At 37.3% G+C, this 26792-nt stretch carries 29 protein-coding genes; 20 read left to right on the top strand and 9 right to left on the bottom strand.

Annotation, left to right across the window (positions count from 1 at the left end; all coding sequences use genetic code 11):
* Window positions 1–183: 183 nt before the first annotated feature.
* On the bottom strand, window positions 184–609 hold the full coding sequence (locus tag RGB74_RS11530) for a DUF1885 family protein (RefSeq protein WP_310759448.1): 426 nt from the start codon (window positions 607–609) through the stop codon (window positions 184–186).
* Window positions 610–825: 216 nt separating this feature from the next.
* Here RGB74_RS11530 and RGB74_RS11525 point away from each other — a divergent pair, with 216 nt between their 5' ends.
* Complete coding sequence (locus RGB74_RS11525; RefSeq protein WP_310257263.1) at window positions 826–1125, top strand: DUF3055 domain-containing protein; 300 nt, start codon at window positions 826–828, stop codon at window positions 1123–1125.
* Between the two features lie 115 nt (window positions 1126–1240).
* On the top strand, window positions 1241–1363 hold the full coding sequence (locus RGB74_RS11520) for a GapA-binding peptide SR1P (RefSeq protein WP_310257265.1): 123 nt from the start codon (window positions 1241–1243) through the stop codon (window positions 1361–1363).
* A gap of 80 nt (window positions 1364–1443) precedes the next feature.
* Here the strand turns inward: RGB74_RS11520 and RGB74_RS11515 are convergent, their stop codons facing one another.
* On the bottom strand, window positions 1444–2922 hold the full coding sequence (locus tag RGB74_RS11515) for an aminotransferase class I/II-fold pyridoxal phosphate-dependent enzyme (protein WP_310759447.1): 1479 nt from the start codon (window positions 2920–2922) through the stop codon (window positions 1444–1446).
* 124 nt (window positions 2923–3046) lie between these two features.
* Between RGB74_RS11515 and RGB74_RS11510 the strand changes: the two genes are divergently transcribed.
* On the top strand, window positions 3047–4009 hold the full coding sequence (locus RGB74_RS11510) for an NAD(P)H-dependent flavin oxidoreductase (protein ID WP_310759446.1): 963 nt from the start codon (window positions 3047–3049) through the stop codon (window positions 4007–4009).
* A 102-nt stretch (window positions 4010–4111) separates the two neighbouring features.
* Here RGB74_RS11510 and RGB74_RS11505 read toward each other — a convergent pair whose 3' ends face one another.
* Window positions 4112–4741, bottom strand: coding sequence for a YktB family protein (locus RGB74_RS11505; RefSeq protein ID WP_310759445.1), 630 nt, complete (start codon window positions 4739–4741; stop codon window positions 4112–4114).
* A gap of 149 nt (window positions 4742–4890) precedes the next feature.
* On the opposite strand from RGB74_RS11505, the gene RGB74_RS11500 reads away from it, so the two are divergent.
* Both RGB74_RS11500 and RGB74_RS11495 read left to right on the top strand, forming a co-directional pair.
* Window positions 4891–5079: a hypothetical protein gene (locus RGB74_RS11500; RefSeq protein ID WP_310759444.1), complete on the top strand. Its 189-nt coding sequence runs from the start codon at window positions 4891–4893 to the stop codon at window positions 5077–5079.
* A 116-nt stretch (window positions 5080–5195) separates the two neighbouring features.
* The gene (locus RGB74_RS11495) at window positions 5196–5987 is read left to right on the top strand and encodes an inositol monophosphatase family protein (RefSeq protein WP_396136065.1); all 792 of its coding nucleotides are present in this window, start codon (window positions 5196–5198) and stop codon (window positions 5985–5987) included.
* Window positions 5988–6032: 45 nt separating this feature from the next.
* Here the strand turns inward: RGB74_RS11495 and RGB74_RS11490 are convergent, their stop codons facing one another.
* A complete protein-coding gene (locus RGB74_RS11490) occupies window positions 6033–6203 on the bottom strand; it encodes a DUF5325 family protein (protein WP_310759442.1) in 171 nt (56 codons plus the stop codon).
* A gap of 152 nt (window positions 6204–6355) precedes the next feature.
* On the opposite strand from RGB74_RS11490, the gene typA reads away from it, so the two are divergent.
* The 3 genes from typA to RGB74_RS11475 are packed head-to-tail and all read left to right on the top strand — an operon-like array spanning window position 6356 to window position 8842.
* Window positions 6356–8191: a translational GTPase TypA gene (typA, locus tag RGB74_RS11485; protein ID WP_310759441.1), complete on the top strand. Its 1836-nt coding sequence runs from the start codon at window positions 6356–6358 to the stop codon at window positions 8189–8191.
* Window positions 8192–8222: 31 nt separating this feature from the next.
* Window positions 8223–8552, top strand: a complete 330-nt coding sequence (locus RGB74_RS11480) for a YlaH-like family protein (protein WP_396135963.1) — start codon at window positions 8223–8225, stop codon at window positions 8550–8552.
* Window positions 8553–8563: 11 nt separating this feature from the next.
* A complete protein-coding gene (locus RGB74_RS11475) occupies window positions 8564–8842 on the top strand; it encodes a hypothetical protein (RefSeq protein WP_310759440.1) in 279 nt (92 codons plus the stop codon).
* A gap of 169 nt (window positions 8843–9011) precedes the next feature.
* Here RGB74_RS11475 and RGB74_RS11470 read toward each other — a convergent pair whose 3' ends face one another.
* Both RGB74_RS11470 and RGB74_RS11465 read right to left on the bottom strand, forming a co-directional pair.
* A complete protein-coding gene (locus RGB74_RS11470) occupies window positions 9012–9212 on the bottom strand; it encodes a YlaI family protein (protein ID WP_310759439.1) in 201 nt (66 codons plus the stop codon).
* A gap of 95 nt (window positions 9213–9307) precedes the next feature.
* Complete coding sequence (locus RGB74_RS11465; protein ID WP_310759438.1) at window positions 9308–9940, bottom strand: YhcN/YlaJ family sporulation lipoprotein; 633 nt, start codon at window positions 9938–9940, stop codon at window positions 9308–9310.
* A 134-nt stretch (window positions 9941–10074) separates the two neighbouring features.
* On the opposite strand from RGB74_RS11465, the gene RGB74_RS11460 reads away from it, so the two are divergent.
* Window positions 10075–11409, top strand: a complete 1335-nt coding sequence (locus tag RGB74_RS11460) for a PhoH family protein (protein ID WP_310759437.1) — start codon at window positions 10075–10077, stop codon at window positions 11407–11409.
* Between the two features lie 43 nt (window positions 11410–11452).
* On the opposite strand, the gene RGB74_RS11455 is transcribed toward RGB74_RS11460, so the two are convergent.
* Window positions 11453–11956, bottom strand: a complete 504-nt coding sequence (locus tag RGB74_RS11455) for a molybdopterin-binding protein (protein ID WP_310759436.1) — start codon at window positions 11954–11956, stop codon at window positions 11453–11455.
* A gap of 143 nt (window positions 11957–12099) precedes the next feature.
* Between RGB74_RS11455 and RGB74_RS11450 the strand changes: the two genes are divergently transcribed.
* The 3 genes from RGB74_RS11450 (at window position 12100) to pyc (ending at window position 17204) form a co-directional block, all read left to right on the top strand.
* The gene (locus tag RGB74_RS11450) at window positions 12100–12369 is read left to right on the top strand and encodes an Fpa/YlaN family protein (protein WP_396136064.1); all 270 of its coding nucleotides are present in this window, start codon (window positions 12100–12102) and stop codon (window positions 12367–12369) included.
* Between the two features lie 197 nt (window positions 12370–12566).
* A complete protein-coding gene (gene ftsW, locus RGB74_RS11445; protein WP_310759434.1) occupies window positions 12567–13736 on the top strand; it encodes a putative lipid II flippase FtsW in 1170 nt (389 codons plus the stop codon).
* A gap of 24 nt (window positions 13737–13760) precedes the next feature.
* Complete coding sequence (gene pyc, locus RGB74_RS11440; RefSeq protein ID WP_310759433.1) at window positions 13761–17204, top strand: pyruvate carboxylase; 3444 nt, start codon at window positions 13761–13763, stop codon at window positions 17202–17204.
* 290 nt (window positions 17205–17494) lie between these two features.
* Here pyc and RGB74_RS11435 read toward each other — a convergent pair whose 3' ends face one another.
* The gene (locus RGB74_RS11435; RefSeq protein WP_396135962.1) at window positions 17495–18400 is read right to left on the bottom strand and encodes a COX15/CtaA family protein; all 906 of its coding nucleotides are present in this window, start codon (window positions 18398–18400) and stop codon (window positions 17495–17497) included.
* A 366-nt stretch (window positions 18401–18766) separates the two neighbouring features.
* Between RGB74_RS11435 and cyoE the strand changes: the two genes are divergently transcribed.
* The 7 genes from cyoE (at window position 18767) to RGB74_RS11400 (ending at window position 25812) form a co-directional block, all read left to right on the top strand.
* Complete coding sequence (cyoE, locus tag RGB74_RS11430; protein ID WP_310762860.1) at window positions 18767–19660, top strand: heme o synthase; 894 nt, start codon at window positions 18767–18769, stop codon at window positions 19658–19660.
* A gap of 168 nt (window positions 19661–19828) precedes the next feature.
* Window positions 19829–20848, top strand: a complete 1020-nt coding sequence (gene coxB, locus RGB74_RS11425; RefSeq protein ID WP_310759431.1) for a cytochrome c oxidase subunit II — start codon at window positions 19829–19831, stop codon at window positions 20846–20848.
* Window positions 20849–20879: 31 nt separating this feature from the next.
* The gene (gene ctaD / locus RGB74_RS11420; protein WP_310759430.1) at window positions 20880–22724 is read left to right on the top strand and encodes a cytochrome c oxidase subunit I; all 1845 of its coding nucleotides are present in this window, start codon (window positions 20880–20882) and stop codon (window positions 22722–22724) included.
* A complete protein-coding gene (locus RGB74_RS11415) occupies window positions 22724–23344 on the top strand; it encodes a cytochrome c oxidase subunit 3 (protein ID WP_310759429.1) in 621 nt (206 codons plus the stop codon). The genes ctaD and RGB74_RS11415 overlap by 1 nt, the downstream gene beginning before the upstream one ends.
* Before the next feature lie 3 nt (window positions 23345–23347).
* The gene (locus RGB74_RS11410) at window positions 23348–23692 is read left to right on the top strand and encodes a cytochrome C oxidase subunit IV family protein (RefSeq protein ID WP_310759428.1); all 345 of its coding nucleotides are present in this window, start codon (window positions 23348–23350) and stop codon (window positions 23690–23692) included.
* A gap of 235 nt (window positions 23693–23927) precedes the next feature.
* Entirely contained in the window at window positions 23928–24800 is an 873-nt protein-coding gene (locus RGB74_RS11405) for a cytochrome c oxidase assembly protein (RefSeq protein ID WP_310759427.1), read from the top strand.
* A gap of 289 nt (window positions 24801–25089) precedes the next feature.
* Window positions 25090–25812 carry a nucleotidyltransferase domain-containing protein gene (locus RGB74_RS11400; RefSeq protein WP_310759426.1) on the top strand — a complete coding sequence of 241 codons (723 nt, stop codon included), beginning with the start codon at window positions 25090–25092 and terminating at the stop codon, window positions 25810–25812.
* Window positions 25813–25843: 31 nt separating this feature from the next.
* On the opposite strand, the gene RGB74_RS11395 is transcribed toward RGB74_RS11400, so the two are convergent.
* Window positions 25844–26194, bottom strand: a complete 351-nt coding sequence (locus tag RGB74_RS11395; RefSeq protein WP_310759425.1) for a YugN family protein — start codon at window positions 26192–26194, stop codon at window positions 25844–25846.
* Window positions 26195–26363: 169 nt separating this feature from the next.
* On the opposite strand from RGB74_RS11395, the gene RGB74_RS11390 reads away from it, so the two are divergent.
* A complete protein-coding gene (locus tag RGB74_RS11390) occupies window positions 26364–26792 on the top strand; it encodes a CBS domain-containing protein (protein ID WP_310759424.1) in 429 nt (142 codons plus the stop codon).

Below are 26792 nucleotides of genomic sequence, written 5' to 3'. Positions count from 1 at the left end.
AGCTCTAAGATTCTTTCAAAACAATCAACTATCTATTTTTTTATCACTAAGTGTCGCTTTGATTTATGTGATAGGAAGAATAATTCTTTTTTCTGATATCATCCCTATTTAATAGTAATCCTTCATCAAAAAACAAAAAGAGAGTCTTTAGGGTCATTTAGACTCTCTTTTTGTGCCGTCTTCTTATTTTTTAGGATAATAATACATCACTCTGCCATTAAATAGATGCAGCTCTGCTTTTAATTTAGAAGCCAAATATTTACAGTATTCATTAGCCTTTCCTTTGTCACCATGAGTTGAAATGTCAGTAAGTGTGAATTGAATATAACTTAATTGATCATTTTCATCTGTTTCTTCAGAGCCAACACCAATTAAAATATATTTATGTGTTCGAGGCTCTTTTCCCTTTAAATAAAACCATTTGCCATTAGCTTCTTCTTTTTCTTCGAAAGTGTAGGGAAATGCAGCTTCAGAATAACCCCAAGAAAGCTGTTCACCTGTTTTTGCTGTGTTGGTCTTATAAAAATTAAATAATTCTTTTACTTCTTCCAAGGTGATTACTTGTTTCAAAGAAGCAGGAACAAGTTTGATATACGCATTTTTAGACAATGTGCCTCACTCCAGTAAGTCATTTTTAACAAAATATGTACATAGAATAGTTTATCATATTTTAAGAAGATTTTGACAATATAAGTTTAACGACCATTGAACAAGGGTATAACCTATACACTCAAAACGTATATCACTAGTATACCTATTCATTACATGACAAAATGACATACTATGCGCCATTGAGAGCATTTCAATCATACGAGGAGGGTTAATATGGAATGGTTTGAAAAATTGTATGATGAAAGTGAATCAGTGAACGTTAGGTTTGTAGGTTTTACGACAGATACGGTCCGATATGACTTTGGTATAGTGTATACAAATATGTTCTTTGGCAAGCCGCTAGTGGTTTGTATGCAAACAGGAAGATCTGCCTTGCTGGATTCCAATGATATGAGGAACCTTGATTATATTAAGCAGGTATTTCATATAAAATCGCTTAAAGAAGCTGAGGATCTAGCACTTTTCTTTGAAGAAGCGGTGCCAACTTTGCCCGTAGTTGAACAATATGATTAAGAATCATAATTTTTTTAATGTGTTATACTAAAAACCGTTGACAAATCAATTGTGACATAATATTATACATGTATAAACGGTAAGCGCTTTCAAAATGTGAAAGGAGATGGATCAGATGGGAGTTATCATTTGCCAAACGTGTGAAACTACAATTGAACATTTTGAAGAAGAGAAGGTAACCACTTTATATTCTAAAAAATGTCCGCATTGCCAAGAGCAAGCTAAATTAGAGAAATAATAAAAAAAGAAGACCTTCGGTGGTCTTCTTTTTGTGTTAATTAAAAAGTTTTATGAAAGTGATCAGTTAAAAAGATGCAGTTAGCGTATCGCTACTTGTTCTTTAATGACTTTTAAATAATTTAAGCTTGCATCTTCTGGACCTTGAACTGGTAATCCTGCTTCGAGGTTTTCTTTAATATAATCTAAATTTTCCTTAGTAATAATTTCCCCAGGAATGAAAATTGGAATACCTGGGGGGTATACCATAACAAATTCAGCAATAATTCTTCCAGCTGATTCTTCAAAAGGAATACTCTCTGTATTTGCATAAAAAGCATCACGTGGAGATAGAGCCAATACAGGAATATCAGGTACGTGAACGGGAAGAAGAGATTGAACTTCAGTTGTTTCAGTAGAGCTTTTTAAAGCCGATAATTGAGTCAATGCGTTTACAAGTACCATCGTATCTTTCTCGTGGTCTGCTGTCGTAATTAAACAAAGTATGTTGTATAAATCGGATAATTCAACTTCGATGTTATGTTCTTCGCGAAGCCACGTTTCAGCTTCATATCCAGTGATCCCAAGATCTTTTACAGAAATAAGCAATTTTGTAGGATCATAATCGAACGTAGCTGATGTACCGAGTCTTTCTTCGCCTACACAATAAAGGTTGGGAATATCATTAATTTTTGCTCGAGTTTCATTCGCTAATCGTAATGTTTTTTCTATAAGTGTATACCCTTCAGTGGCAAGGCGTCTTCTTGCTGCGTCTAATGATGCCAACAAAATATAGGATGTTGAAGTAGTAGTCAGCATACTTAAAATCGTTTGTATACGCTCAGGAGAGACAAGACCTTCTTTTACATTTAAAATAGAACTGCCAGTTAATGATCCGCCGAGTTTATGAACACTTGTGGCAGCCATATCTGCACCAGCTTGCATCGCTGATAACGGCATATGATCATGGTAATGGATTAAAACACCATGTGCTTCATCAACAAGAACTGGGACATTCGATCGGTGAGCAATATTAACGATTTCTTTCAAATCAGCGGCGAATCCAAAATAAGTAGGGTTGATAACCAAAACGGCTTTCGCATCTGGATGCTGATTTAAAGCTTTCTCTACACTGTCTGGAGTTATTCCGTGTGAAATTCCTAATTCAAGGTCGATTTCAGGGTGAATAAAGATTGGTGTCGCTCCAGAGAAAACTATAGCTGTCATTATCGATTTATGAACATTTCTAGGTACGATAATTTTATCGCCGGGAGACACAACGGACATTATCATTGTCATAATGGCACCGCTTGTTCCTTGAACGGAAAAATAAGTGTGGTCAGCGCCAAAAGCTTGAGCAGCCAAATCTTGAGCTCTTTTAATCATCCCTTTTGGATGATGAAGATCATCTAATGGTGCAATGTTGATTAGGTCGATGGATAGGGCATTTGGTCCAATGAAGTCTTTAAATTCTTCATCCATTCCTTGCCCCTTTTTATGACCGGGAATGTGAAATTGTAATGGGTTATTGCTGGCATGTTTACGCAAGCCAGTAAACAATGGAGTTTCATGTTGAGACAATTTTTACTACACCTCATCTATTGTGAACTAAAATGCAATATCAATAATTTATAAAACAAATGAAGTATAACAGAAAATGCATGAAGATGTAAGTAAATGATTGAATTTTCAAGGGGGATATTTTATGTTCAAAACACGAGTCACGACATTGCTAAACATTGAAATGCCGATTATCCAAGGTGGATTAGCTTATTTGGCTTATTCTGAACTGGCTGCAGCGGTTTCAAATGCTGGCGGCCTTGGTCAAATCACTGCGATGTCTCTTTCTGACAGTAAAGCATTGCAGGCAGAAATCAGAAAAACAAAGAACATGACATCAAAACCATTTGGTGTTAATTTTGCAATTGGCCAGCATGGAAGATCATATGAAGAGTTGCTGGAAACGGCAATTGAAGAAGGAGTTGAAGTCATTAGTATTACAGGAGGAAATCCAGCTCCTGTATTAAAAAGATTAGAAAACACAAATATCAAAAAACTTGTTCTTGTTGCAAGTAAAAGACAAGCCATAAAAGCAGAACAATTGGGTGCAGATGCAGTGATGGCTGTTGGACAAGAAGGAGGAGGGCATATTGGCAAAGATGATATAGGTACGTTTGTGCTTATTCCTCAAGTTGCTGACAGTATATCAATCCCCCTCATCGGTTCAGGTGGAATAGGAGATGGAAAAGGTCTAATGGCTGCTTTGGCATTAGGTGCTGAAGGGATTGAAATGGGAACTCGTTTTATTGCTACAAAAGAATGTGTTCATGCTCATCCAAATTATAAAAAACTGATCGTCGAAAGTTCAGAAAATGAAACCGTTGTAATAAAAAGAAAACTAGGTATGCCGGGGAGAACTTTGAACACTCCATTTGCACAAAAAATTATGGTGGAAGAAAGCAAAGATCCCACATATGAACATTTAAAATCGTATATTAGCGGAAGTGCTAACCAGAAGTTTATTTATGACGGAATTGATGGTGAGGGATTTGGATGGGCTGGCCAAGTGATCGGGAGAATTAATGAAATCCTTACAGTGGAAGAACTATTCCGGCAGATTAAGAAAGATGCCAAGTCTGTTCAGCATAAATGGAACAGCCTTTTATAACACTTTTCTAACAATAGTGATACATACCCATACATTTGTGTATGACGGCAATATACTAGTGGTAAGAAGCAGTAGAAAACCTGCTTCCTGCCACTTTTTTTATTAAAGTTCTTTTTTTAACTCGTAGAGAGGCATTAACGTTTTAAACGTCTGATCCAAAAGTTCATACCAGTCATTTGCTGACATTTTAACAGCTTCATCTTTTGGTATGTGATTTCCGCATAATAGTTCTGCTTTTTTTACAGTACTTAGACGTACAGCCATTTCTTCTAATTTTTTCTTCTTTACGTCACCATGCTTGTAGCTTTCTGGTTTCGTATGATCATCCGACCAGACATATGTATCTGGGATTGTAGTTTTTATCTTTTTAAGATTTTTCTTAAACACTTTCCCATATGTGCCTTTAATCGGAGCTTCATAAATCAAGGCAAACCAAACAAAAACATGCGTCTCGAATAAGCCAATCTGAAAATGAGGCAGCATCTTATAGCCTCTCTTATTAGGAGCAAATGCAACCCAAGTATCTTTTGGGGGATTCACTGTCCGTCTTGCATGTTTGGCTACATGAAAGTGCATTTCCTCACCAGTTAAAACGGTTAATTCATCAGCATATTTATTTCCAAGTGTTTCGAGTTTAGGACGGATCTGATTTATGATCTTTTCCATCCGCTGTTCCAGACCATCTGTTTGAAACACATTAAAATCATCTACTTGAAATCCATTAAAAGACATTTAAATTTTCCTCCTGATTAGAAACGATACAAAAAATTCTATCACACAAGCCTCTTTAATAAAAAATGTTTGCATAAAAGCCGTCTCAATATACATCTGCCATTCATAAAATAAACAAAAGAAAACGAAAAAGAAAGGATGTGCCGGCAATGAAACAAGTAATTAACACTCTTAAACGAACGGATGCTGAAAGAAGAATTCCTGTACTGCGTCTTGAGATTGATTATGAGTTGGCTACATTGTTTGATGCTTTAAAAGATAAAGATCAAAAGCAAATTAATGAATGTAAGCGAAAACTAGAACGATTAAGGCTGGAGCTCGTGAGATTAGAAGCATGATTCAACAAAGGAGCGGATAGCAAAAACGAATCCATCAAGAAAGGATGGTTCGTTTTTTTGTGATGAAAGACAATTTGGCATATACTATTAAAGAAAGGCAAGGGGTGGTATAGATGATAAATGAAGAATGGATCACAATCGAAAAATCCGCAAAAATTTGGGTACTGGAAGCTGCAAAACTTTTAAAAGACTCATTCGAGAACACACTAACGATTACATATAAGTCTCATATCGCAGACCTTGTCACTGATATGGATAAAAGGATAGAACAATTTTTTATTCACAAAATTCAAGAAGCATTTCCGAAACATAAAGTGCTTGGTGAAGAAGGCTATGGCGATGACATTCAAAGTAAAAAAGGCATAATATGGATTATTGATCCAATTGATGGCACGACAAATTTTATTCATCAGCAATCAAATTTCGCTATTTCAATCGGTATTTATGAGGACGGGGTTGGAATATTGGGTATTATCTTTGATGTGGCAAGCGGCGATTTTTATTTTGCTAAAAAGGGTGAAGGTGCATTTTTAAATGATGTTAAGCTTCCGAAGCTGGAAAATGTCACACTTTCAGAAGCGGTTATAGGGGTAAATGCGACCTGGGTAGGCCCGAATCGAAGAATTAATCATGAGAATGTTCAAAGTATAGTAAGGAAATCTCGCGGCACTAGATCGTATGGATCTGCTGCCATTGAACTGGCATATGTGGCTTCGGGGAAAATAGATGCATATTTGACAATGAGACTTTCTCCGTGGGATTTTGCAGCAGGAATAATTTTATTAAATGAAGTAGGCGGAATTGCAACAAATGCGGATGGGAAAGCAGTCCGTTTACTCGAACAAAATAGCATACTTGCCGGCAAACCCGGGCTTCATGAAGAGATTTTAAATCATTTATTAAATTAACAAGACACATTTGCTAATAGTGAATAAAACAGAGAGAGCATTCAGTTACGAACGCTCTCTTTGTTTTTTTCTTAATGAAAATCCTAAACCCATCAAAATAAAAACCAAAACTACAGAAATAATAAAAATAAGTAAACTTTTTTCACCAATTGCAACACCAATACCACAAATTGATAATGCCGTTAACAGCGAAATAATAAAGAAAATAGCCTTCATGATGACCTCCACTGTAAAAAACTTGTCAATACTTCCTAATAAGTGTATCGAATTTATGTAAAAAGAAAAAGCCTAAACATAAAAATATGATATAATAGTCAAGTTGAACAAAAAATGACTTAAAGAGATATAGTTATAAGGAGAGAATAACTTTGAATAGAAGAGAAGATTTACGCAATATAGCGATTATTGCCCACGTTGACCATGGTAAAACAACGTTAGTGGACAAACTGCTTCATCAATCAGGAACTTTTCGTGAAAACGAACAAGTAAACGAACGTGCAATGGACTCAAATGCCCTTGAACGTGAACGCGGAATTACAATCCTTGCAAAAAATACAGCAATCAATTATAACGACAAGCGTATCAATATCATGGATACACCTGGACATGCTGATTTCGGCGGAGAAGTTGAACGTATCATGAAAATGGTAGACGGAGTACTTCTTGTTGTTGATGCATATGAAGGATGTATGCCTCAAACACGTTTCGTTTTGAAAAAAGCATTAGAACAAAAATTAACGCCTATCGTTGTAGTTAACAAAATTGACCGTGACTTCGCTCGTCCAGAAGAAGTAGTTGATGAAGTAATCGATTTATTTATTGAGCTTGGTGCTGAGGAAGATCAATTAGAATTCCCAGTTGTATATGCATCTGCATTAAAAGGAACAGCAAGTATGAATCCAGAAAAGCAAGATGAAAACATGACTGCATTGCTTGATACTATTATCGATACAATTCCTGCACCAGTTGATAACAGTGATGAGGCACTTCAATTCCAAGTTACTATGCTTGATTACAACGATTACCTTGGACGTATCGGTATCGGCCGTGTATTCCGTGGAACAATTTCAGTTGGCCAACAAGTTTCACTTATGAAGCTAGACGGTTCAGTTAAGAAGTTCCGTGTAACAAAACTATTCGGTTTCTTAGGCTTAAAGCGTATCGAAATTACTGAAGCAAAAGCTGGAGATCTTATTGCTGTATCAGGAATGGAAGAAATCAACGTAGGTGAAACAGTTTGCCCAGAAGGTAAAGAAGAAGCACTGCCTGTTCTTCGTATAGATGAGCCTACTCTTAAGATGACTTTCCTTGTTAACAACTCGCCATTTGCTGGCCGCGAAGGTAAATTTGTTACAAGCCGTAAAATTGAAGAGCGTCTAATGTCTGAGCTTGAAACGGATGTAAGTTTACGTGTTGAAAACACTGAATCACCAGATGTATGGATCGTTTCTGGACGTGGGGAACTACATTTATCCATCTTGATCGAAAACCTTCGCCGCGAAGGATTTGAACTTCAAGTATCAAAACCTGAAGTAATCGTTCGTGAAATTGATGGCGTTAAATGTGAGCCTGTAGAACACGTACAAATCGATATCCCAGAAGAATACACTGGTGCAATTATGGAATCATTAGGTGACCGTAAAGGCGATATGAAAAACATGGTTAATAATGGATCTGGTCAAGTTCGTCTTGAATTCATGGTACCTGCACGTGGATTGATCGGTTATACGACTGAGTTCTTAACGCAAACACGCGGTTATGGTATCTTAAACCATACTTTTGACAGCTATCAGCCGATGGTTGCTGGTAATGTTGGTGGCCGCCGTCAAGGTGTTCTCGTTTCAATGGAAAACGGAAAAGCTTCTCAATATGGAATTATGGGTGTTGAAGACCGTGGTACGATCTTTATCGAGCCAGGGACAGAAGTTTACATGGGTATGATCGTTGGGGAACACACTCGTGAGAACGACATCACAGTAAATATCGTTAAAATGAAGCAAATGACAAACATGCGTTCAGCAAATAAAGACCAAACAGTAAGCATGAAAAAGCCGCGTATCATGTCATTGGAAGAAGCTCTTGAATACTTGAATGATGACGAGTATTGTGAAGTAACACCAGAAAGCATCCGTCTTCGCAAGAAAATTCTTGATAAGAGCGAACGTGAAAGAATCGAAAAGAAAAAGAAGCTTTCTTCAAACTAAACTTCTTTTTTGATGAGCGGGAGTGGGACTCGTGAAAGAAAACAATATCATGGCAGCAACTGGGGAAGATTCATCATCGATTGCTTTGCTATTAGGCATTCAGGATGATCCTGTCAGAGGTTTTTTACTGCTTTATTTACTCATCACCGTACTAAGTATTGTTGTTTTTAAATTAGGATTCGCAAAAAAACTGCCACCGTTGAAGACAGTCGTGATTTATCTGTTCTTAATAATTGGGTGCATACCCCTTGCTTTTTTTGGGATCGGTCTACCGGTTGCAGAAGGTTTGATTGCAGCAGCTTTGATTCTTATTATTTATAAAGTAAGACTGCATCAAAGCAAGAAAGAAAAAGCTGAGTAGAGGAATTCTAAATGAAAATTACAGACGCTCTTTCTAATTGGCTAAGTATAAAAAAAGTTCATGAAGAACGACCTTCGGATTTAGCTGCAAAAGATACGTTTGATTTTTTTAGCGAGATTTTAAAAGAAGATCATAAAGTTGAAAACTTATCAGTATCGTTACAAGGCCCATTTTATATTGTGGACTTTACGATAGATGAGGTTGAACAATCGGAACGCTTTTTTGCCGATATGATCGATGCTTTATATGAAGGAATTGCAAATGAACCTAGATTCAATGAAGAGTGTTGATTAATTATCAGCACTCTTTTTTTGTATTTGTTAATTGATAAGCTGCGAATCTCTACGTCAGTTTTGTTTTCTCTGTGCTCACATTACAAAACTTTTTACGTGCAACAAAAAACCCGCTGCGAAACCAGCGAGTTTTATTTTTTATCGTTTATTTAATTACGAGTTGTGTTTACCAATCGTTATTTGTGTCGGGACTTCTATATAAAGTGAAATTACCTGTTGCAGCCCTTTGTGCTGTTTTTTCAGTAATGCGTTCTTTGCATTTTTCACACATAAAAGTGTGTATAGGGCGATTTCTTAGTTTTTTTGCTAGTAAACATTCGTTTTCAATGACTTCAATATTATCACATAATACGCATTTTACACGCATCGTATTTCACCTCTTTGTGTAAGTATACCACAAAGAAAATCCTAAATTAAACCAAAACCCCGGACATCTCAAATAAAAAGACACACTGGGAGGTTTTATTGTGTATTCTTCATACGCTGCGGCTGGCTCTTATCTGATTTTTCTTGTTTCTTTTGTTCATTTTTAAGTTTCTGTTCATCTCTTTTGTTGAGCTGTTTATTATTCGTTTCAGTAGGTGAGGGCTTTTTTGTATGAGTAGCTTGTGGTATTTGAGGCATTAATCTGCCAACAATAGCCGATAATTCTCTCATGATACCACCAATAGGATGTCCTTGACGAATTTCTATTCCCATTTGACGCAATCTTTCTACAGTATCAGGGTCTGCGGTTATGACTGCATTTTTTCCATTTGGATCTTCCTTTAGAGCCTCTGCAACTGAATATTTAATTGTTCCTGCACGTGAGTTGTCCAGTTTGCGGTCTATATCAATTCCAACAACAGCATACGGTCCAAGTACAACAGCAGTTGCATCTTCTACTCCGGGAATACCAGTTGCTAACTGAACAAGATGTTTTGAAACGGCTTGGGATCCTTTAGTTCCTTTTTCCTTATTTTCGGCCGTTTGATTTACTTTTGTAAGCTGTGGGACATTTTGATCGTTTTGTGCATTTTCATTTTTTTTATTATTCATACAGCCAAATAAGACGAAAATTGCACTTAAAACGGCAAGAATGCGAAGTGTTTTCATTGCAATCAATCCTTCCAAGTCATTTCGGTTATTTTTTGTTCATTCTTCTAACTTTATTCCTTTACACATACATTTTTAAAAAGGCAGTCCATAAAAGTAAATCAACTTTCAATACATTTTAGTCAGGAGGCTGAATGTTGAATACACGATACGTACTTGATACGAACGTGCTGTTACAGGACCCTTATTCAATACAATCGTTTGGAGAAAGTGAAGTAATTATACCTGCTGTTGTTTTAGAAGAAGTGGACTCCAAAAAACGTTACATGGACGAAATAGGAAGAAATGCAAGGGAAGTTTCTCGACTGATAGACAGAGTTAGACAAAATGGGAAGCTTCATGAAGGTGTACCCTTGGAAAACGGTGGGAAGCTTCGGGTGGAACTTAACCATAAATCATTTCAAAGATTACAGGAAACATTTGTAGAACCAACAAATGATAATCGTATTCTTGCGGTTACTTTAAATTTAAAATTAGAAGAAGAAGCTAAGAAAAGCGGCATTAATGTTGTGCTTGTTTCTAAAGATGTTCTTGTGAGGGTAAAGGCGGATGCATTAGGAATCGAAACTGAAGATTTTTTAAGCGACCGGGTAATTGATAAAAATGACCAGACTTACACTGGATACAAAGAGATTTATGTTCAAGGAGATCTTCTAAATAAATTTTATGAAAAAGGTGAACTTCAACTTATTGAGCTAACGGGCCATTCATTTTATCCGCATCAGTTTGTTATTTTAAAAGACATTTTTAGAGCTTCGGTTTCGGCATTAGGAAAAGTGGATGAAAACGGTAAGTTGTTGAAACCACTGAGATATGACTCGGAACAAATTTGGGGGATAAGAGCGCGAAATGTTCAGCAAAAAATGGCTTTTGAATTATTGTTGCGAAAAGACTTGCCGCTCGTGACACTGATCGGAAAAGCGGGAACTGGAAAGACACTCATCACGCTTGCTGCGGCACTTTTGCAAACCGAGGATCTGAAGGATTATATAAAATTGTTTATCGCTCGCCCAATTGTACCAGTAGGGAAAGATATCGGTTATTTGCCTGGTGAAAAAGAAGAAAAACTTAAGCCTTGGATGCAGCCGGTTTATGATAATTTAGAGTATCTATTTAATACGAAAAAACAGGGCGAACTTGAAAAAATCCTTGCTGGAATTGGGTCTATTCATGTTGAAGCCCTTACTTATATAAGAGGAAGAAGTCTTCCAGATCAATTTATCATTATTGATGAAGCGCAAAACTTAACGAAACATGAAGTAAAAACCATCTTAACAAGGGTAGGGGAAGGAAGTAAAATCGTCCTGCTGGGAGATCCGCAGCAGATTGATCATCCTTACCTTGATGAATTTACAAATGGTTTGACATACGTTGTAGAGAAATTGAAAGATCAGCCAATAAGCGGACATGTAAAACTTGAAAAAGGAGAACGTTCTTCTCTTGCACAATTAGCAGCAGATTTATTATAAGAGAGTAAAAAGACAGCTCGTAAATGAGCTGTCTCCTGCCAGATTATATTAATGTTATAGCCGTAATGTTTTTTAAAGGGTTTTTCTTATTACGTCCATCGCCAAAATAAAAATGTACAGGTCCATCTTCTTTTAGCGGTTTACCGTTGTCTGAAAAAGCAAAATATCCTTTTTGAGCTTCGTCCAAAGGGATTTCAAGATCACCATCGGCAGAAGTAATCAAAACTTTTTCTGTACCGGGCTTAGGCTGTGCATTGAAAATAAAGTACGAAAGTGAAATGGCAAACGAACCTGTCAGCAGTGTTTCTTTTAAAGTTTTTTTGGGCTGCTGTTTTTCCTGTTCAGAAGGGGGCATGGCTCCTTCTTGCAATTCTCTGTCCCAATGGGCAGAAACATCTTTCAAATATTTCTCTTGTTCACTTTCATTTGCTTGATCAAAATCAAACAAAGTAGTCAAATCTTTCTTTCTATCATCAAATATCCAAACTCCAGGATCTAAAGTTAATGGGTAATTGACATTTCCGTTTAGAGATACAATAAAATCCATAGAAACCTCCTTGAAAAATAAAACACTATCAAAAGCATAGCATGATTATCAGAATACTGTAATATGTTGATTTTTTTATTTCAAACCTTTATATTTAAAGATAGAAGTTCGTGGGAACGGAGGGATGATCATTGTCCGCTGAGATGGCAACAGGACATCAGGAAAGAGCATATGAGCTTTTAAAAGCAGATGCAGATAAAATCCTGAAATTAATTGAAGTTCAAATGGAAAACTTAACTATGCCGCAATGTCCCCTCTATGAGGAAGTGTTGGACACGCAAATGTTTGGTTTATCCCGTGAAATAGATTTTGCAGTTCGCCTCAATCTAGTAAATGAAGAGGCAGGTAAACAATTATTAGAATCACTTGAAAAGCAGCTTACTGCTTTGCACGATGCCTCAATAAAAAAATGATAGCTGACCAGTCCGAAACATTTGGACTGGATTTTTTTATATAGTCAACTGAATAGAAGTCGTCTACTAAAAACAAAAAAATGAATATAGCTTCGAATCATTATAAAACGGGTAAGGAGTGAGAATAAAAGAAAAAGGTTTTCTGTGATACAATATCTAATAATAAATACATAAAAGATATAAGAGAGAGGAGAAATGTGAAGATTGTGAAAAAAGTAGTGCGGCCGTATGACTATTCACTGCTCGTAGCCGTCCTATTGTTATGTAGTGCCGGATTAGTCATGATATATAGTGCGAGTATAGGGGTAACGATTAATAAGTATGAATACAGTACAAATTTTTTCTTCCTCAGACAGCTCGTTTTTTTAATTGTAGGTCTTTTCCTCATGTATTTTACAATGAGATTCAACATCCAAATTTACAAAAAATTGATGATGCCGATCGTGCTTCTTTCGATTGGAATGCTTATTGCGGTTTTGCTTTTCGGAAGGGAAGTTAATAATGCGAAAAGCTGGGTATATATAGGACCAGTCGGTATTCAGCCAGCCGAGTTTATTAAGTTATCACTTGCTATGTATTTAGCAGCGATCTATTCAAAAAAGCAAGGAAAAATGCATGATTTCAAAAAAGGAGTTATTCCTCCATTAAGTATTTTTGCTGTCATGTTTATGTTGATTTTGATGCAGCCCGATTTAGGGACAGGTATTATCGTAAGCGGTGTAGCAGGTGTAATCCTATTTTGTTCTGGTATAAAGTTTAAGCATATCTTTTCTATGATCGCAGTTGCCTTAATATTTGCAGGCGGGCTGTACTTGCGGCTTAGTGATGAGCAGCTATCCCGTTTTGATGCAGCATATGCACCGTTTAAAGATTCAGCTGGAGATGGATATCAGTTAGTTAATGCCTATGTATCAATGGCAGCCGGCGGAATAACAGGGTCAGGCTTAGGTGAAAGTATTCAAAAGTATGGTTTTCTGCCCGAACCGCATACTGACTTTATCATTGCGATCATTGCAGAAGAACTTGGTTTTGTCGGAGTATTTGTAATCATCTGTCTTTTAGCCTATATTGTATTAAAGGGTTTTTGGATTGGAATGCAAAGTACAGATACGTATTCGAGTCTATTAGCTTTTGGTATTTCCGGAATGATAGGAATTCAGACAGTTGTTAACCTTGGAGCTGCAATTGGCTTGCTTCCGATCACAGGAGTACCTTTACCATTTATTTCTTACGGCGGATCATCCCTATTATTATTCTTAATGTCGATGGGGATTTTAATAAATATATCTGCAAAAGTAAAACTGAATAACAAAGTACCTGACAGAAAGCCGAATGTTAAAGAAAAGAGATTACGAGCAATAACGTAACGGTTAAAAGGAGAGGAACTTGGAATGAACAGAAAAATCAGCAAAGTCTTAGTAGCAAATCGAGGAGAAATCGCAATCCGGATTTTCAGAGCTTGTACAGAGCTGAACATTCGAACAGTAGCCATCTATTCGAAAGAAGATACCGGTTCCTATCATCGTTATAAAGCGGACGAAGCCTATCTTGTTGGTGAAGGCAAGAAACCAATTGATGCTTATTTAGATATTGAAGGCATAATTGAAATTGCGAAAACAAACGGTGTGGACGCTATTCATCCTGGCTATGGTTTTTTATCTGAAAACAAAGAGTTCGCAGAGCGTTGCCGTGAAGAAAATATTATTTTTATCGGTCCTGAAGAAAGACACTTGGATATTTTCGGAGATAAAGTAAAAGCGAGACAAGCTGCAATTGATGCTAATATTCCTGTTATTCCTGGAAGTGACGGTCCGGCTAACAATCTTTCTGAAGTAAAAGATTTTGCAGAGTCAAACGGGTACCCAATCATCATCAAAGCTTCAATGGGCGGCGGCGGCCGAGGTATGCGGATCGTCAGGAGTGAAAATTCGCTTAAGGAAAGCTATGAAAGAGCTAAATCAGAAGCAAAAGCTGCATTTGGTAAAGATGAAGTGTATGTTGAAAAGTTTATCGAACGGCCAAAGCATATTGAGGTTCAAATATTGGCTGATAAAGAGGGGAATATCGTTCATTTATTTGAACGTGATTGCTCAGTTCAAAGAAGGCATCAAAAAGTTGTGGAAGTTGCACCAAGTGTTTCATTGCCGGATTCTTTGCGTCATGAAATCTGCCAGTCCGCTGTATCCCTTTCTGAACATGTAGGTTACCTGAATGCAGGAACGGTAGAGTATTTAGTAACAGAGGATGGAAAATTTTATTTTATTGAGGTTAATCCAAGAGTACAGGTTGAACATACAATTACTGAGATGGTTACAGGTATTGATATTGTGCAATCTCAAATATTAATTGCAGAAGGTTATTCACTGCATAGCGATGTGCTAGGGATTCCTGAGCAAAAAGATATATATTGCCACGGATATGCAATCCAAAGCCGTGTAACAACAGAAGACCCTGCGAATCAATTCATGCCTGATACAGGAAAAATTATGGCCTACCGTTCTGGCGGCGGTTTTGGAGTACGCTTGGATGCGGGGAATGGTTTCCAAGGGGCTGTTATTACACCTTATTATGATTCACTCCTCGTAAAGCTTTCTACATGGGCATTGAATTATGAACAAGCAGCTTCTAAAATGTATAGAAATCTTAAAGAATTCCGTATTCGCGGAATTAAAACAAATATTGCTTTCTTAGAAAACGTCGTAACACATGAAAAATTCCTCTCGGGGAATTATGATACGTCGTTTATTGATACAAGCAGTGAATTATTTGTGTTTCCTAAACGGAAAGACAGAGGAACAAAAATGCTTACTTATATCGGTTCAACGACAATCAATGGTTTCCCAGGATTAGCAAAAAAGGAAAAGCCATCTTTTGATACTCCGCGTGTTCCGAAACTAAAATTAACTGAGCCTATTCCTGCAGGTACAAAACAGCTCCTCGATAACGAAGGGCCAGAGGCTGTTGCAGAATGGGTAAAAAATCAAAAGAAACTATTGCTAACAGATACAACATTCAGAGACGGGCATCAATCGCTTTTAGCAACACGTGTAAGAACAAATGACTTAGTAAATATTGCAGAGCCTACGGCGCGCCTTATGCCTGATTTGTTCTCATTGGAAATGTGGGGCGGAGCAACTTTTGATGTTTCATACAGGTTCTTGAATGAAGATCCATGGGAACGATTATTGAAGCTTAGAGAGAAAGTTCCGAATGTTCTGTTTCAAATGCTATTAAGAGCTTCAAATGCAGTTGGATACAAAAATTACCCGGACAATGTTATTGAAGAATTCGTTAAAAAATCCGCGATGGCAGGAATTGATGTATTCAGGATCTTTGACAGTTTAAACTGGGTAGAAGGAATGAAAGTAGCGTTAAGAGCTGTCCGTGAATCAGGAAAACTTGCTGAAGCAGCAATCTGCTATACAGGTGACATCCTTGATTCGAGCCGTCCGAAATATGATATGAAGTATTATGTGAATTTAGCAAAAGAGCTCGAACAAGAAGGAGCACATATTCTTGCAATTAAAGATATGGCTGGTTTATTAAAGCCGCAAGCTGCCTATGACTTGGTTTCTGCATTAAAAGATTCTATCGATATTCCTATCCATTTGCACACGCATGATACGAGCGGAAATGGTATATATACGTATGCGAAGGCAGCTGAAGCTGGTGTTGATATCGTAGACGTAGCATTAAGTGCGATGGCTGGTCAAACTTCACAGCCTAGCAGCAACTCGCTTTTATATGCATTAACAGGCAACGATAGACAACCTGAACTCAATATTCAGCATGCTAATCAGCTTTCGTCATATTGGGAGGATATCCGTAAGTATTACTCCGGTTTTGAAAGCGGAATGACATCTCCTGATCCTGAAGTTTACGAACATGAAATGCCAGGCGGCCAATTCAGCAACCTGCAGCAGCAAGCAAAAGCAGTGGGTCTTGGTGAGAAATGGGATCAAGTGAAACAAATGTACCGCAGAGTAAATGATATGTTTGGTGATGTTGTAAAAGTAACGCCATCTTCTAAAGTTGTCGGCGACATGGCATTGTATATGGTCCAAAACAATTTATCGGAAGACGATGTTTATGACAGAGGCGAATCACTAGACTTCCCAGATTCGGTAGTTGAGTTCTTCCAAGGTCATCTTGGTCAGCCTTATCAAGGATTTCCTAAGGAACTTCAGCGAATTATCTTAAAAGGAAGAGAGCCTTTAAATGTACGCCCTGGCGAACTTTTAGAAGCAGCCGATTTTAATGATATTAAGGAAACACTTTTCCATAAAATTAATCGTCAAATCACTAGTTTTGATGCCCTTTCTTACGCTTTATATCCAAAAGTGTTCTTAGATCGGGAAAAAATTTATGCTCAATTTGGAGATGTTTCCGTACTTGATACACCAACATTCTTCTATGGAATGACTTTAGGAGAAGAGATTGAAGTTGAGATCGAACAAGGAAAAACGTTAATTGTGAAGCTTGTTTCAATCGGTGAAGCACAAAATGATGGATCAAGAGTCCTTTATTTTGAACTCAATGGACAATCGCGTGAAATTATTGTGATAGACGAAAGTGCAAAAGTTTCTGTAACAGCAAGACAAAAATTTGACCCTTCAGTTCCGGGGCAGATTGGTGCAAGTATGCCTGGAACTGTAATTAAAGTTCTAGTTGAGCCTGGTGAAAAAGTAAAAAAAGGTGACCATTTAATGATTACAGAAGCCATGAAAATGGAAACGACTGTACAAGCACCTTTTGATGGCAGAGTGAAAGAAATTAATGTAAAAGATGGAGAAGGCATAAGTGCTGGAGACCTGTTGATCGAATTAACAAAATAAATCAAAAGAAGGATGACCTGTTTATTGGGTCATCCTTTTTGGTATTCTCGATTTAATGGGATTTTAGGAGATTTAAGAGAGAGACATTTTGTAATGATGGCGAAAATTGTAGAAAGACTTAATTAATTGAATTTAGACTTAACTGTTATTCATTTAGACCTAATTAGCTGATGTATTATCACTGAATCTCTTAATTAGTATTTGCGGTACTTTTGTATCAAAACGCTCTAACACTCCGGAAATCCCGCCTTGATCAAAAAAAAAGCCGACAAAATGCGCCGGCTTTCATATTAGGAACTTTTCTTGCGGTATACAATTAATGCAATATAGGATAATGTTCCAAATAAAAATGAAATAATTAATCCATGTGATAAAGCTACGAATAAATTAAGTTTCGAGATCACAATCAATACTCCTGATACTGCTTGAAGGAAAATGAAAAGGAGTGCAAACTGAAAGCCCTTATTTAATACTTTTTGATCTCTGTAATGTTTCCTAGCATGATACCACGAATATAAAATCCATATAAAAAGAATGAAAGCAGCTGTGCGATGCATTAGATGGATGCCCGCTTGTTTACTGATTTCAGGAAGGAGCGATCCGTTACACAACGGGAAGTCGTCAGAACAACCCATGGCTGATCCGGTATGCCTTACAAGTGCACCTGTATATACGACAAGATACATATAAACAAAGAGCCAGTAGATGTTCTTTTTAAATGAATCGGAAACTGTTGCTACGAACGGTCTGTCCCGATCCTCAAAAGATAGAATAGATAGGAGTAGCACACTGGCAAAGGAAACGAGAGAAAATCCGAAGTGGGAAGCTAAAATTGCCGAAGATTGGCTCCATATAACGGCAGCTGCACCTAAGAGGCCTTGCAATACAATGAAAAATACTGAGACACCAGCAAGTATTTTAATCTCTTTTTTGTGCGGCTCTCTTCTCCAAGCCCAAATGGCTAAAACGATGACCAATATTCCAAGCCAAGCTGAAACTGCACGATGACTGACTTCAATGATGGTTTCTAATTTTGGCTGACTGGGTAAAAGCTGACCATAACAGAGGGGCCAGGAATTACCGCATCCATCACCAGAATCTGTTTTGGTAACGACAGCCCCCATTAACAGTACAAGCAGCATTCCAAGGGAAGTGATGATCGAATAGATTTGATATGCTTTTTTCAATTGATTCACCTGCTTTAATAAAAATTGAACACTTCACAAATTTGTAATAATTTAAACTGGTATTCTAATCTGCCTGATAGTACAAGTAATATAAGGAATTGTCAATATTTGTTGAAGTATACAAAGTACATGATTTGTTTTATAATGTTAAAGGACATTTTCTTTAATTATGTCCATCGTAACATAAGGTTAAATAGAGTGTTTTCCTATATTGTGAACAGATAAGCACATTTTTTAACCATTGCTTTTACATACAAGCCCATATAGAATGAATGAGGGCTTACTTTGCACAATTTGTGAATTTGAACAGAAGTTTCCATTGAGAAGGGGGTGTATCTGTTGAGCAAAACTGCTTTTGAAGCAGCTAACAAAGTTATGGAACCCGGTCCTCTTTCTGAATCGAATCCTTCAGGAACATGGAAAGATTTTTTAACCATTGCGAAACTTGGCATTGTTTTTAGTAACTTGATTACGACATTTGCTGGTTTTTTTCTGGCTATCAAATATAATAACGTCATATTTTCTGAAAACATTGGGACGTTAATACTTTGTGTTCTCGGCGCAGCATTAGTTATCGCTGGTGGATGTTGCTTAAATAACTATATTGATAGAGACATTGATCAACATATGGAGAGAACAGTTAAAAGGCCAACTGTAACAGGCAGAATTCCAGCTAGTCAAGTGTTATGGGTAGGTATTATTGTATCAGCGATAGGTACTGTTCTACTGGCAATGACAACCCTTACAGCAGCTGTAATTGGTTTGATCGGTCTATTCGTATATGTTGTTGTTTATACGATGTGGCTGAAACGTACTCATTCAATCAATACAGTCGTTGGAGGAATTTCTGGTGCAGTACCTCCTTTAATTGGCTGGGCAGCAATTGATGCAAATCTTCATTGGGTTGCATGGATTTTATTCCTTATTATGTTTTTATGGCAGCCGCCTCACTTTTTGGCACTTGCGATGAAACGCTGTGAAGATTACCGTAACGCTGGTATACCGATGCTTCCTGTTGTATCAGGATTTGGTATCACTAAGCGCCAGATGATCTGGTATGTTGCTGCGTTGATTCCAGTATCACTTTACCTATTCGATTTTGGAATTATATATTTAGTTCTCGCTTCCGTTTTAGGAATAGGATGGTTAATTTTAGCCCTTTCCGGATTAAAAACGAAAGATGATATGAAGTGGGCACGCATGATGTTTGTTTATTCCTTAAACTATTTAACCATCATGTTTGTTGCTATGATTTTAGTAAACATATAGTATTTCGACCCGGAACAGTGTGTTTGTGCGCTGTTCCTCTAATTGCCTTTACATAAAAGGGCTTACAAAAGCTATTTAGCTATTTCCATTCAAATATACTATTTGAATTGAATAGATAGACAATCCAGTCAAAACAGACTACAACGAGAAAGTGGGGTATATGTAGTGATGAGAAAATGGCTACACAAAGGGCGATTTGTTTCCTTATTTGCCATGTTGGCTCTTCTTTTGATGGGGTGCGGAGATCCGACATTATCAACGTTAATTCCGCAAGGTGAAGTTGCTGACAAACAGTATCAGTTAATGTTAATTTCCATTAGCATTATGATTTTGGTACTTGTGGTAGTTTTTGTTCTTTATGCATTTGTATTATTAAAATTCAGAAAGAAAAAAGGCGACGAATCAACACCAAAGCAAGTTGAAGGAAACCACATGCTTGAATTACTTTGGACAGTTATTCCAATTCTTCTTTTAATTATCCTGGCAGTACCGACTGTAATGAGAACGTTTGAATTCTCTGCAGATGCTAAGCCAAGCTCAAAAGATGAATTAAGCCTTAAAGTAACTGGACACCAATATTGGTGGGAGTTTGAGTATCCGAAAGAAGAACTTATTACGTCTCAAGAATTAGTATTGCCGGCAAATACGAAAGTACATGTTGAGTTATCATCTGCTGACGTAATTCACTCCTTCTGGATTCCATCTCTAGCAGGTAAAACAGATACAAACCCAGGGGATAAGAGCAAGAACTATATGTGGTTTGATACTGGAAGCAAGACAGATGTTGTCTACAAAGGTAAATGTGCAGAACTTTGTGGTGCATCACATGCTCTAATGGATTTTAAAGTTAGAGTTGTATCTAAAGAAGACTATAAAAACTGGGTTGCAGGCTTTAAAGCTGCAGACGGAAAATCTTCTGCAAATGCTAATGGACAACAAGTTTTTGAAAAGAACTGTTTATCTTGTCACGCAGTTGGACAAAACGGCGGAAACACAGGACCAAGCTTAAATGGATTTGGGGATAAAGATCGTGTTGCTGGCATTTTAGAACATAACAAAGAAAACGTGAAAAAATGGATTAAAGATCCTCAAGAAGTTAAACCGGGCAACAACATGCCAAAACTTAACCTTTCAGATGAGGAAATTGATGCTGTAGCGGATTACTTGTTAGGTCTTAAACTTAAATAGTCTAAAGCGTAGCGGAAAAGGAGGGTAAACCGTGGCAACTCATGAAAGTCACAAAAAGAGAAGTGGGCTAATGGATTGGCTCACAACCGTTGACCATAAGAAGATCGGTATTTTATATCTTCTAGCTGGTGGGTTCTTCTTTCTAATCGGAGGACTTGAAGCTGTATTAATGCGAATTCAATTAATGAAGCCTGAAAATGATTTGTTTACAGGTGAACTGTTTAACCAGTTATTAACGATGCACGGAACAACAATGATATTCCTGGCTGCGATGCCGATGATTTTTGCATTTATGAACGCAGTTATTCCATTGCAAATTGGTGCGCGAGATGTTGCGTTTCCTTATGTAAACGCTGTAGGGTTTTGGTTGTTTTTCTTCGGTGGTGTGCTTCTTAACCTAAGCTGGTTCTTAGGCGGGGCACCTGAAGCAGGATGGACTGCTTATACACCTTTATCAACAAGCGCTGAAGATACTGGAGTGGATTTTTACGTACTGGGTCTTCAAATTGCTGGTGCTGGTACTTTGGCCGGAGGTATTAACTTCTTGGTTACAATTATCAACATGCGAGCTCCGGGTATGACGTTTATGCGTATGCCGTTGTTCACTTGGGCATCATTTGTAACATCTGGACTTATTTTATTCGCTTTCCCAGCTCTTACTGTAGGGTTCTTCCTATTAATGTTCGAGCGAGTATTTGATGCTAATTTCTTTAATCCTGAAATGGGCGGTAACATTTTAATCTGGGAACATATTTTCTGGATTTTCGGACATCCGGAAGTTTATATTCTGATTCTGCCTGCTTTCGGTATTATTTCTGAAGTAGTATCTACATTCTCAAACAAGCGTCTTTTTGGTTACAGTGCGATGGTATTTGCGACTGTGCTAATCGGATTCTTAGGTTTCATGGTTTGGGTCCATCACATGTTTACGGTTGGACTGGGTCCTGTTGCTAACTCTATTTTTGCGGTAGCAACAATGGCAATTGCTATTCCTACTGGTGTAAAAATCTTTAACTGGATTTTCACAATGTGGGGAGGTCAGATTCGTTTTACAACAGCTATGTTATTTGCAGTTGGATTTATCCCGACATTTGTAATGGGTGGGGTAACAGGTGTAATGCTTGCTGTACCAGCGGCTGACTATCAATACCATGACAGTTACTTCGTAGTAGCTCACTTCCATTACGTTATTGTTGGTGGATTAATTTTAGGATTGTTTTCTGGGTTATACTATTGGTACCCAAGAATGTTTAACCGTGTGTTGAATGAAACTCTTGGTAAAATTAACTTTTGGTTATTCTTTATCGGTTTCCATTTAACATTCTTCCCTCAACACTGGTTAGGATTAATGGGAATGCCTAGACGTGTGTTTACATATATGTCTGGACAGCATCTTGATGAAGCTAACTTTGTAAGTACAATTGGTGCACTTTTCATGGGTGCTGGAACAATTGCACTGTTAATTAACATCATTATTACTGCATCGTCTAAAAAAGTTGCAGATAAAGATCCATGGGATGGCCGTACTCTTGAATGGGCAATGCCAGTTCCGACTCCTGAATACAATTTTGCTCAAACACCACTTGTTCGTGGTCTTGATGCACTGTTTGTTGAAAAGATGGCAGGAAACGGTAAGATGACACCTGCAGAACCTGTAGGAGAAATTCATATGCCAAACGGTTCAATTCTTCCTTTCGTTTTATCTTTAGGAATGTTTATCGCAGGGTTTGCTTTAATCTATGCAAACTGGATCATTGCTGGAGTCGGCCTGGGAATCGTGTTATTAACTATGTTCCTTCGTTCAATCCTTGATGATCACGGTTACCATATCCACAAAGAAGAAGTGGAAGCAGACATTAAAGGGGGTAGAGCTTAATGAATGCAGGTGAACGTTTAACTGATGCTAATTTTCCTGCTCATCCGGAAAAAGCGACCCTTGAAGGTAAAAATAAATTTTTAGGCTTCTGGCTTTTCCTTGGAGGAGAGACAGTACTATTCGCAACATTGTTTGGAACTTACTTAGGACTCAGAAACATGCATTTAGACGGTCCTACAGGGGAAGAACTATTTAAATTACCATTAGTCTTTCTTGCAACAATGCTGCTTTTAACAAGCTCATTAACGAGTGTGTATGCAATTCTTTCTTTAAAACAAAATAAAGTTCGTTCATTGCAAGGATGGTTTCTCGTAACTTTATTATTAGGTCTTGGATTCCTTGGCTTAGAGATTTACGAGTTTATCCACTATGTACATGAAGGACATACATTTACTAGTTCTGCTTTCGGATCTGCATTCTATACACTAGTTGGGTTCCACGGAGCTCACGTAGCGTTTGGATGTTTATGGATTACAACGCTAATTATTAGGAACTGGAACAGAGGTATCTCATTATATAATGCACCTAAGTATTATCTGTTTGCTCTTTATTGGCACTTTGTCGATGTAGTATGGGTATTCATTTTTACAGTTGTTTATCTAATGGGAAAGGTAGGTTAAACCATGGCTGATCAACATCAAACTCCTGAAACAAACGTACACCGTCATGAGGCGGTTCAGCGCAAACTTGCCTTAAAAGAAGAAAGAAAACATCATAATGTTTCTTTTATTATGATGATTCTTTTGACAATTGTTGCTTTCTACGCCATTTGGAGTGATAAAATCAGTGATTCTTTCGCTATTTTGTTTATTCTTACATTGGCAGTTGTTCAAGTATTTTTCCAGCTTTACGTATGGATGCACTTAAACCACAAAGGTCATGACTTCCCGATCTGGGGGATGGCTACAGGTATATTAGTAGCAGCCGTTACTGTAGCTTCATTAATGGGAATGATCTGGACATCATAATAATAAAGGGCTGCTATCTGGCAGCCCTTTTTATTTGCACTAACATTAAGAATAGCTTGTCGGCTAACTGAAACTCGATACATTAACAAGATAATACTGAAAAAATACGAAAGCGAAAGCTCCATCCATGTTTACTTTGTTACAAAATAAAGAATTGTCATTATATGACGATTACAAGTTGTAAAAAGACTGTTATAGTTAGTACGGGTACTATCTATAAAGGAGATGAATGCAAATGCATCATGATCACCATCATATGCCTATGAGTTTAAGTGATTATAGTTGGTATGAATTATATCCACCTGCTGTTTACATATTCGCTGTTGTTTTAGCTGTACTTTATTATCAGTGGATTGCAAGGGGAGATAGTAAAGTAATCATTGCATCACGCTGGCAGCAGATCTCAATGATATCAGCCATTATTTTAATGGTTATTATTAAAGGAACTCCTGTACAAGTTCTCGGTCATCATTATTTATTCAGTGTTCATATGGCACAGATGGCTGTTCTATACTTAATGATTGTGCCGATGATCATTCTTGCAATTCCATCAAAGCAATGGGGAAAATGGCTAAACCAACAAAATTTCATAACTAAGATTTTTCATGCACTTACAAAACCATTGATTGCATTGTTAGTTTTTAATACAGTATTCTCGTTGTACCATATTCCTGCTATATTTGATGCAGTTGTTCAAAATATGTTTTTACATTATCTTTATCACATCGTATTGCTAGTTACAGCTTTTACAATGTGGTGGCCAGTGCTGTGCCCTGTTAAAGAACTTGAAACATTATCTGACATTAAAAAAATCGGATATATCTTTGCTAATGGAGTGCTGATGACACCTGCTTGTGCGCTGATCATGTTTTCAGACATGCAATTGTACGACGCTTACCGTAATGTGCCGCAAATATATGCTGCAATGACACCTGCTGAGGATCAGCGTGTAGGCGGAGTTACCATGAAAATATTCCAAGAAGTGATATACGCCTTTGTACTTGCTTTAATATTTGCTCGATGGGTAAAGAAGGAAAGAGCACAAGATAAAGTTGATCTTGAAATGATCAGAAATGAAAATAGACATCTGCATCCAGAATTGAAATAATCAGCCATTAAAGTGCTGGTTATTTTTTTTGCATTTTTTTAAGCGATTGTAGATAAAGTGTCATTTTCGTAAAGAATCTGTACGGACAAGTTGACTTCGAAACTCAGGCTAGGATCAGCTTGCCTATTAATAAGCCAATTTTTAAAGTTTCCTGAAGCATAAACAGCAAGTTCTCTCTTCTTTAATAGCGAAAAAATTAATACTGGATATTTACATTCTCAAAAAAAGAAATTGACCAGTTGATGTCGAATATAAGAAAGATACCAGTAGATTGAAAAGGAGAAGCCATATGAGAACAAGTGCCAGAGAAGCTGCAAAAAAATTTATAGAGACATACTTTTCTTCCTGTGATGTGGCCTATTTGGCTGGCAGCGTCGTACGAGGAGAAGACACAGAGAACTCAGATTTAGACATTATTATTATTGACAGTAATGTAAGGGAATCGTACCGCCAATCATTGCACGAATTTGATTGGCCGATCGAAGTGTTCGTATATAATATGTTTTCGTATAAGAACTATTTTAAAGAAAATATGGATCGTGCTAGACCATCTCTGCCTCAGATGTGTGCGGAAGGAATTATCCTACGCGATAATGGGCAAGCTTCCCGTATTAAAAATGAAGCACTTCAGTTATTAAAAGCAGGTCCAACACCATGGAAAACGATTGAGATTGAAAAAGCAAGGTACCATCTGACAGATTTATTAAATGATTTGGAAGGATCAACAAACCCATTGGAAGATTTGTTCATTGTCACAAAATTAGCAGATTTGACACATGAGTTTGTTTTGCGGGTAAACGGTCACTGGATAGGGGAAGGAAAGTGGATTGTTAGGGCTTTAAAAGAGTATAATGATTCTTTTGCAGAAAAGTTTTCCAGCATCTTTGATCATTATTTTTCAACGCGTGACAAATCTTCTGTAATTCATTTTGTAGATGAAATTATTTCGCCATATGGCGGCAGATTATTCGAAGGGTACTTATCTCAAACAAAGGAAAGTGCAGCAGAATAGAAAAAACCCTCAATATTGAGGGTTTTTTCTTTTAAACGTTAAGTTCGTTATGTAAGGATTCAATTAATTTGTTGCAGTGTGTTACTACATTTTTTGGGAACTCTTCATCATATTCAACACCGTGTGGATAATAGTGTTTACCTAAATAAGGAGTACCAAGTTCAACTTTAGCGTGCGGTGTTTCAGTTTCAGCTTCAGTTACGTTGCATGGGAAGCGGAAATAGTATACATCACCATTTGTCATGTCTTCAAATTTATAATCGTATGTAATTCGTTCATAATCCCATTGTCCAGCACGGATTATTCCGTGTTTTTCCATGACATGTTCTAACAGTGAGAACTCGATAACTTTCCCGTTTAAGCCGCTTTCTTCAAATTTCATTATGAAACCTCCTAGGAATTCAATAAAAAATTACAATTACTTCTTAATGATATTATGAAAGCGCTAAAGATGCAATCCTTCTAAAATTGCTATGCATATTTACATCATATCGGTTAAAGGATAAAGGATGAACATATTGTTAATCAAACGAAAAGAGGAGGAATTGTTCATGAAACAAATTCGTGATGTGATGACGGCTAATGTAGACTTTGTTACCCCAGCGGACAATGTATATGAGGCAGCTGTCAAAATGAAACAAGATAATGTTGGAGTTATTCCTGTATGTGAAAATAATCAGTTGCTGGGAGTAATTACTGACCGGGACATTGTTATTAGAGGTGTTGCTGAAAAGCGCCCTGGTTCAACGAAAGTTTCGGACATAATGAGTTCTGATTTATACACAGCGTCTCCAGAAATGAGTGTTGAAGAAGCTTCAAATCTGATGGCTGAAAAACAAATCAGAAGGCTGCCTATCGTTGAAAACAATAAATTAGTAGGCATTATCTCTTTAGGAGATCTTTCATTAACAAAAGAGAGCAACTCTGCTGCTGGCCACACTTTATCAGAGGTCTCTGAACACAATGACCAGCTGCAGTAA

Source organism: Bacillus sp. NEB1478 (genome assembly GCF_031582965.1).
GTDB lineage: Bacteria > Bacillota > Bacilli > Bacillales > Fictibacillaceae > Fictibacillus.
This window is presented reverse-complemented; position numbering and strand designations above follow the sequence as displayed.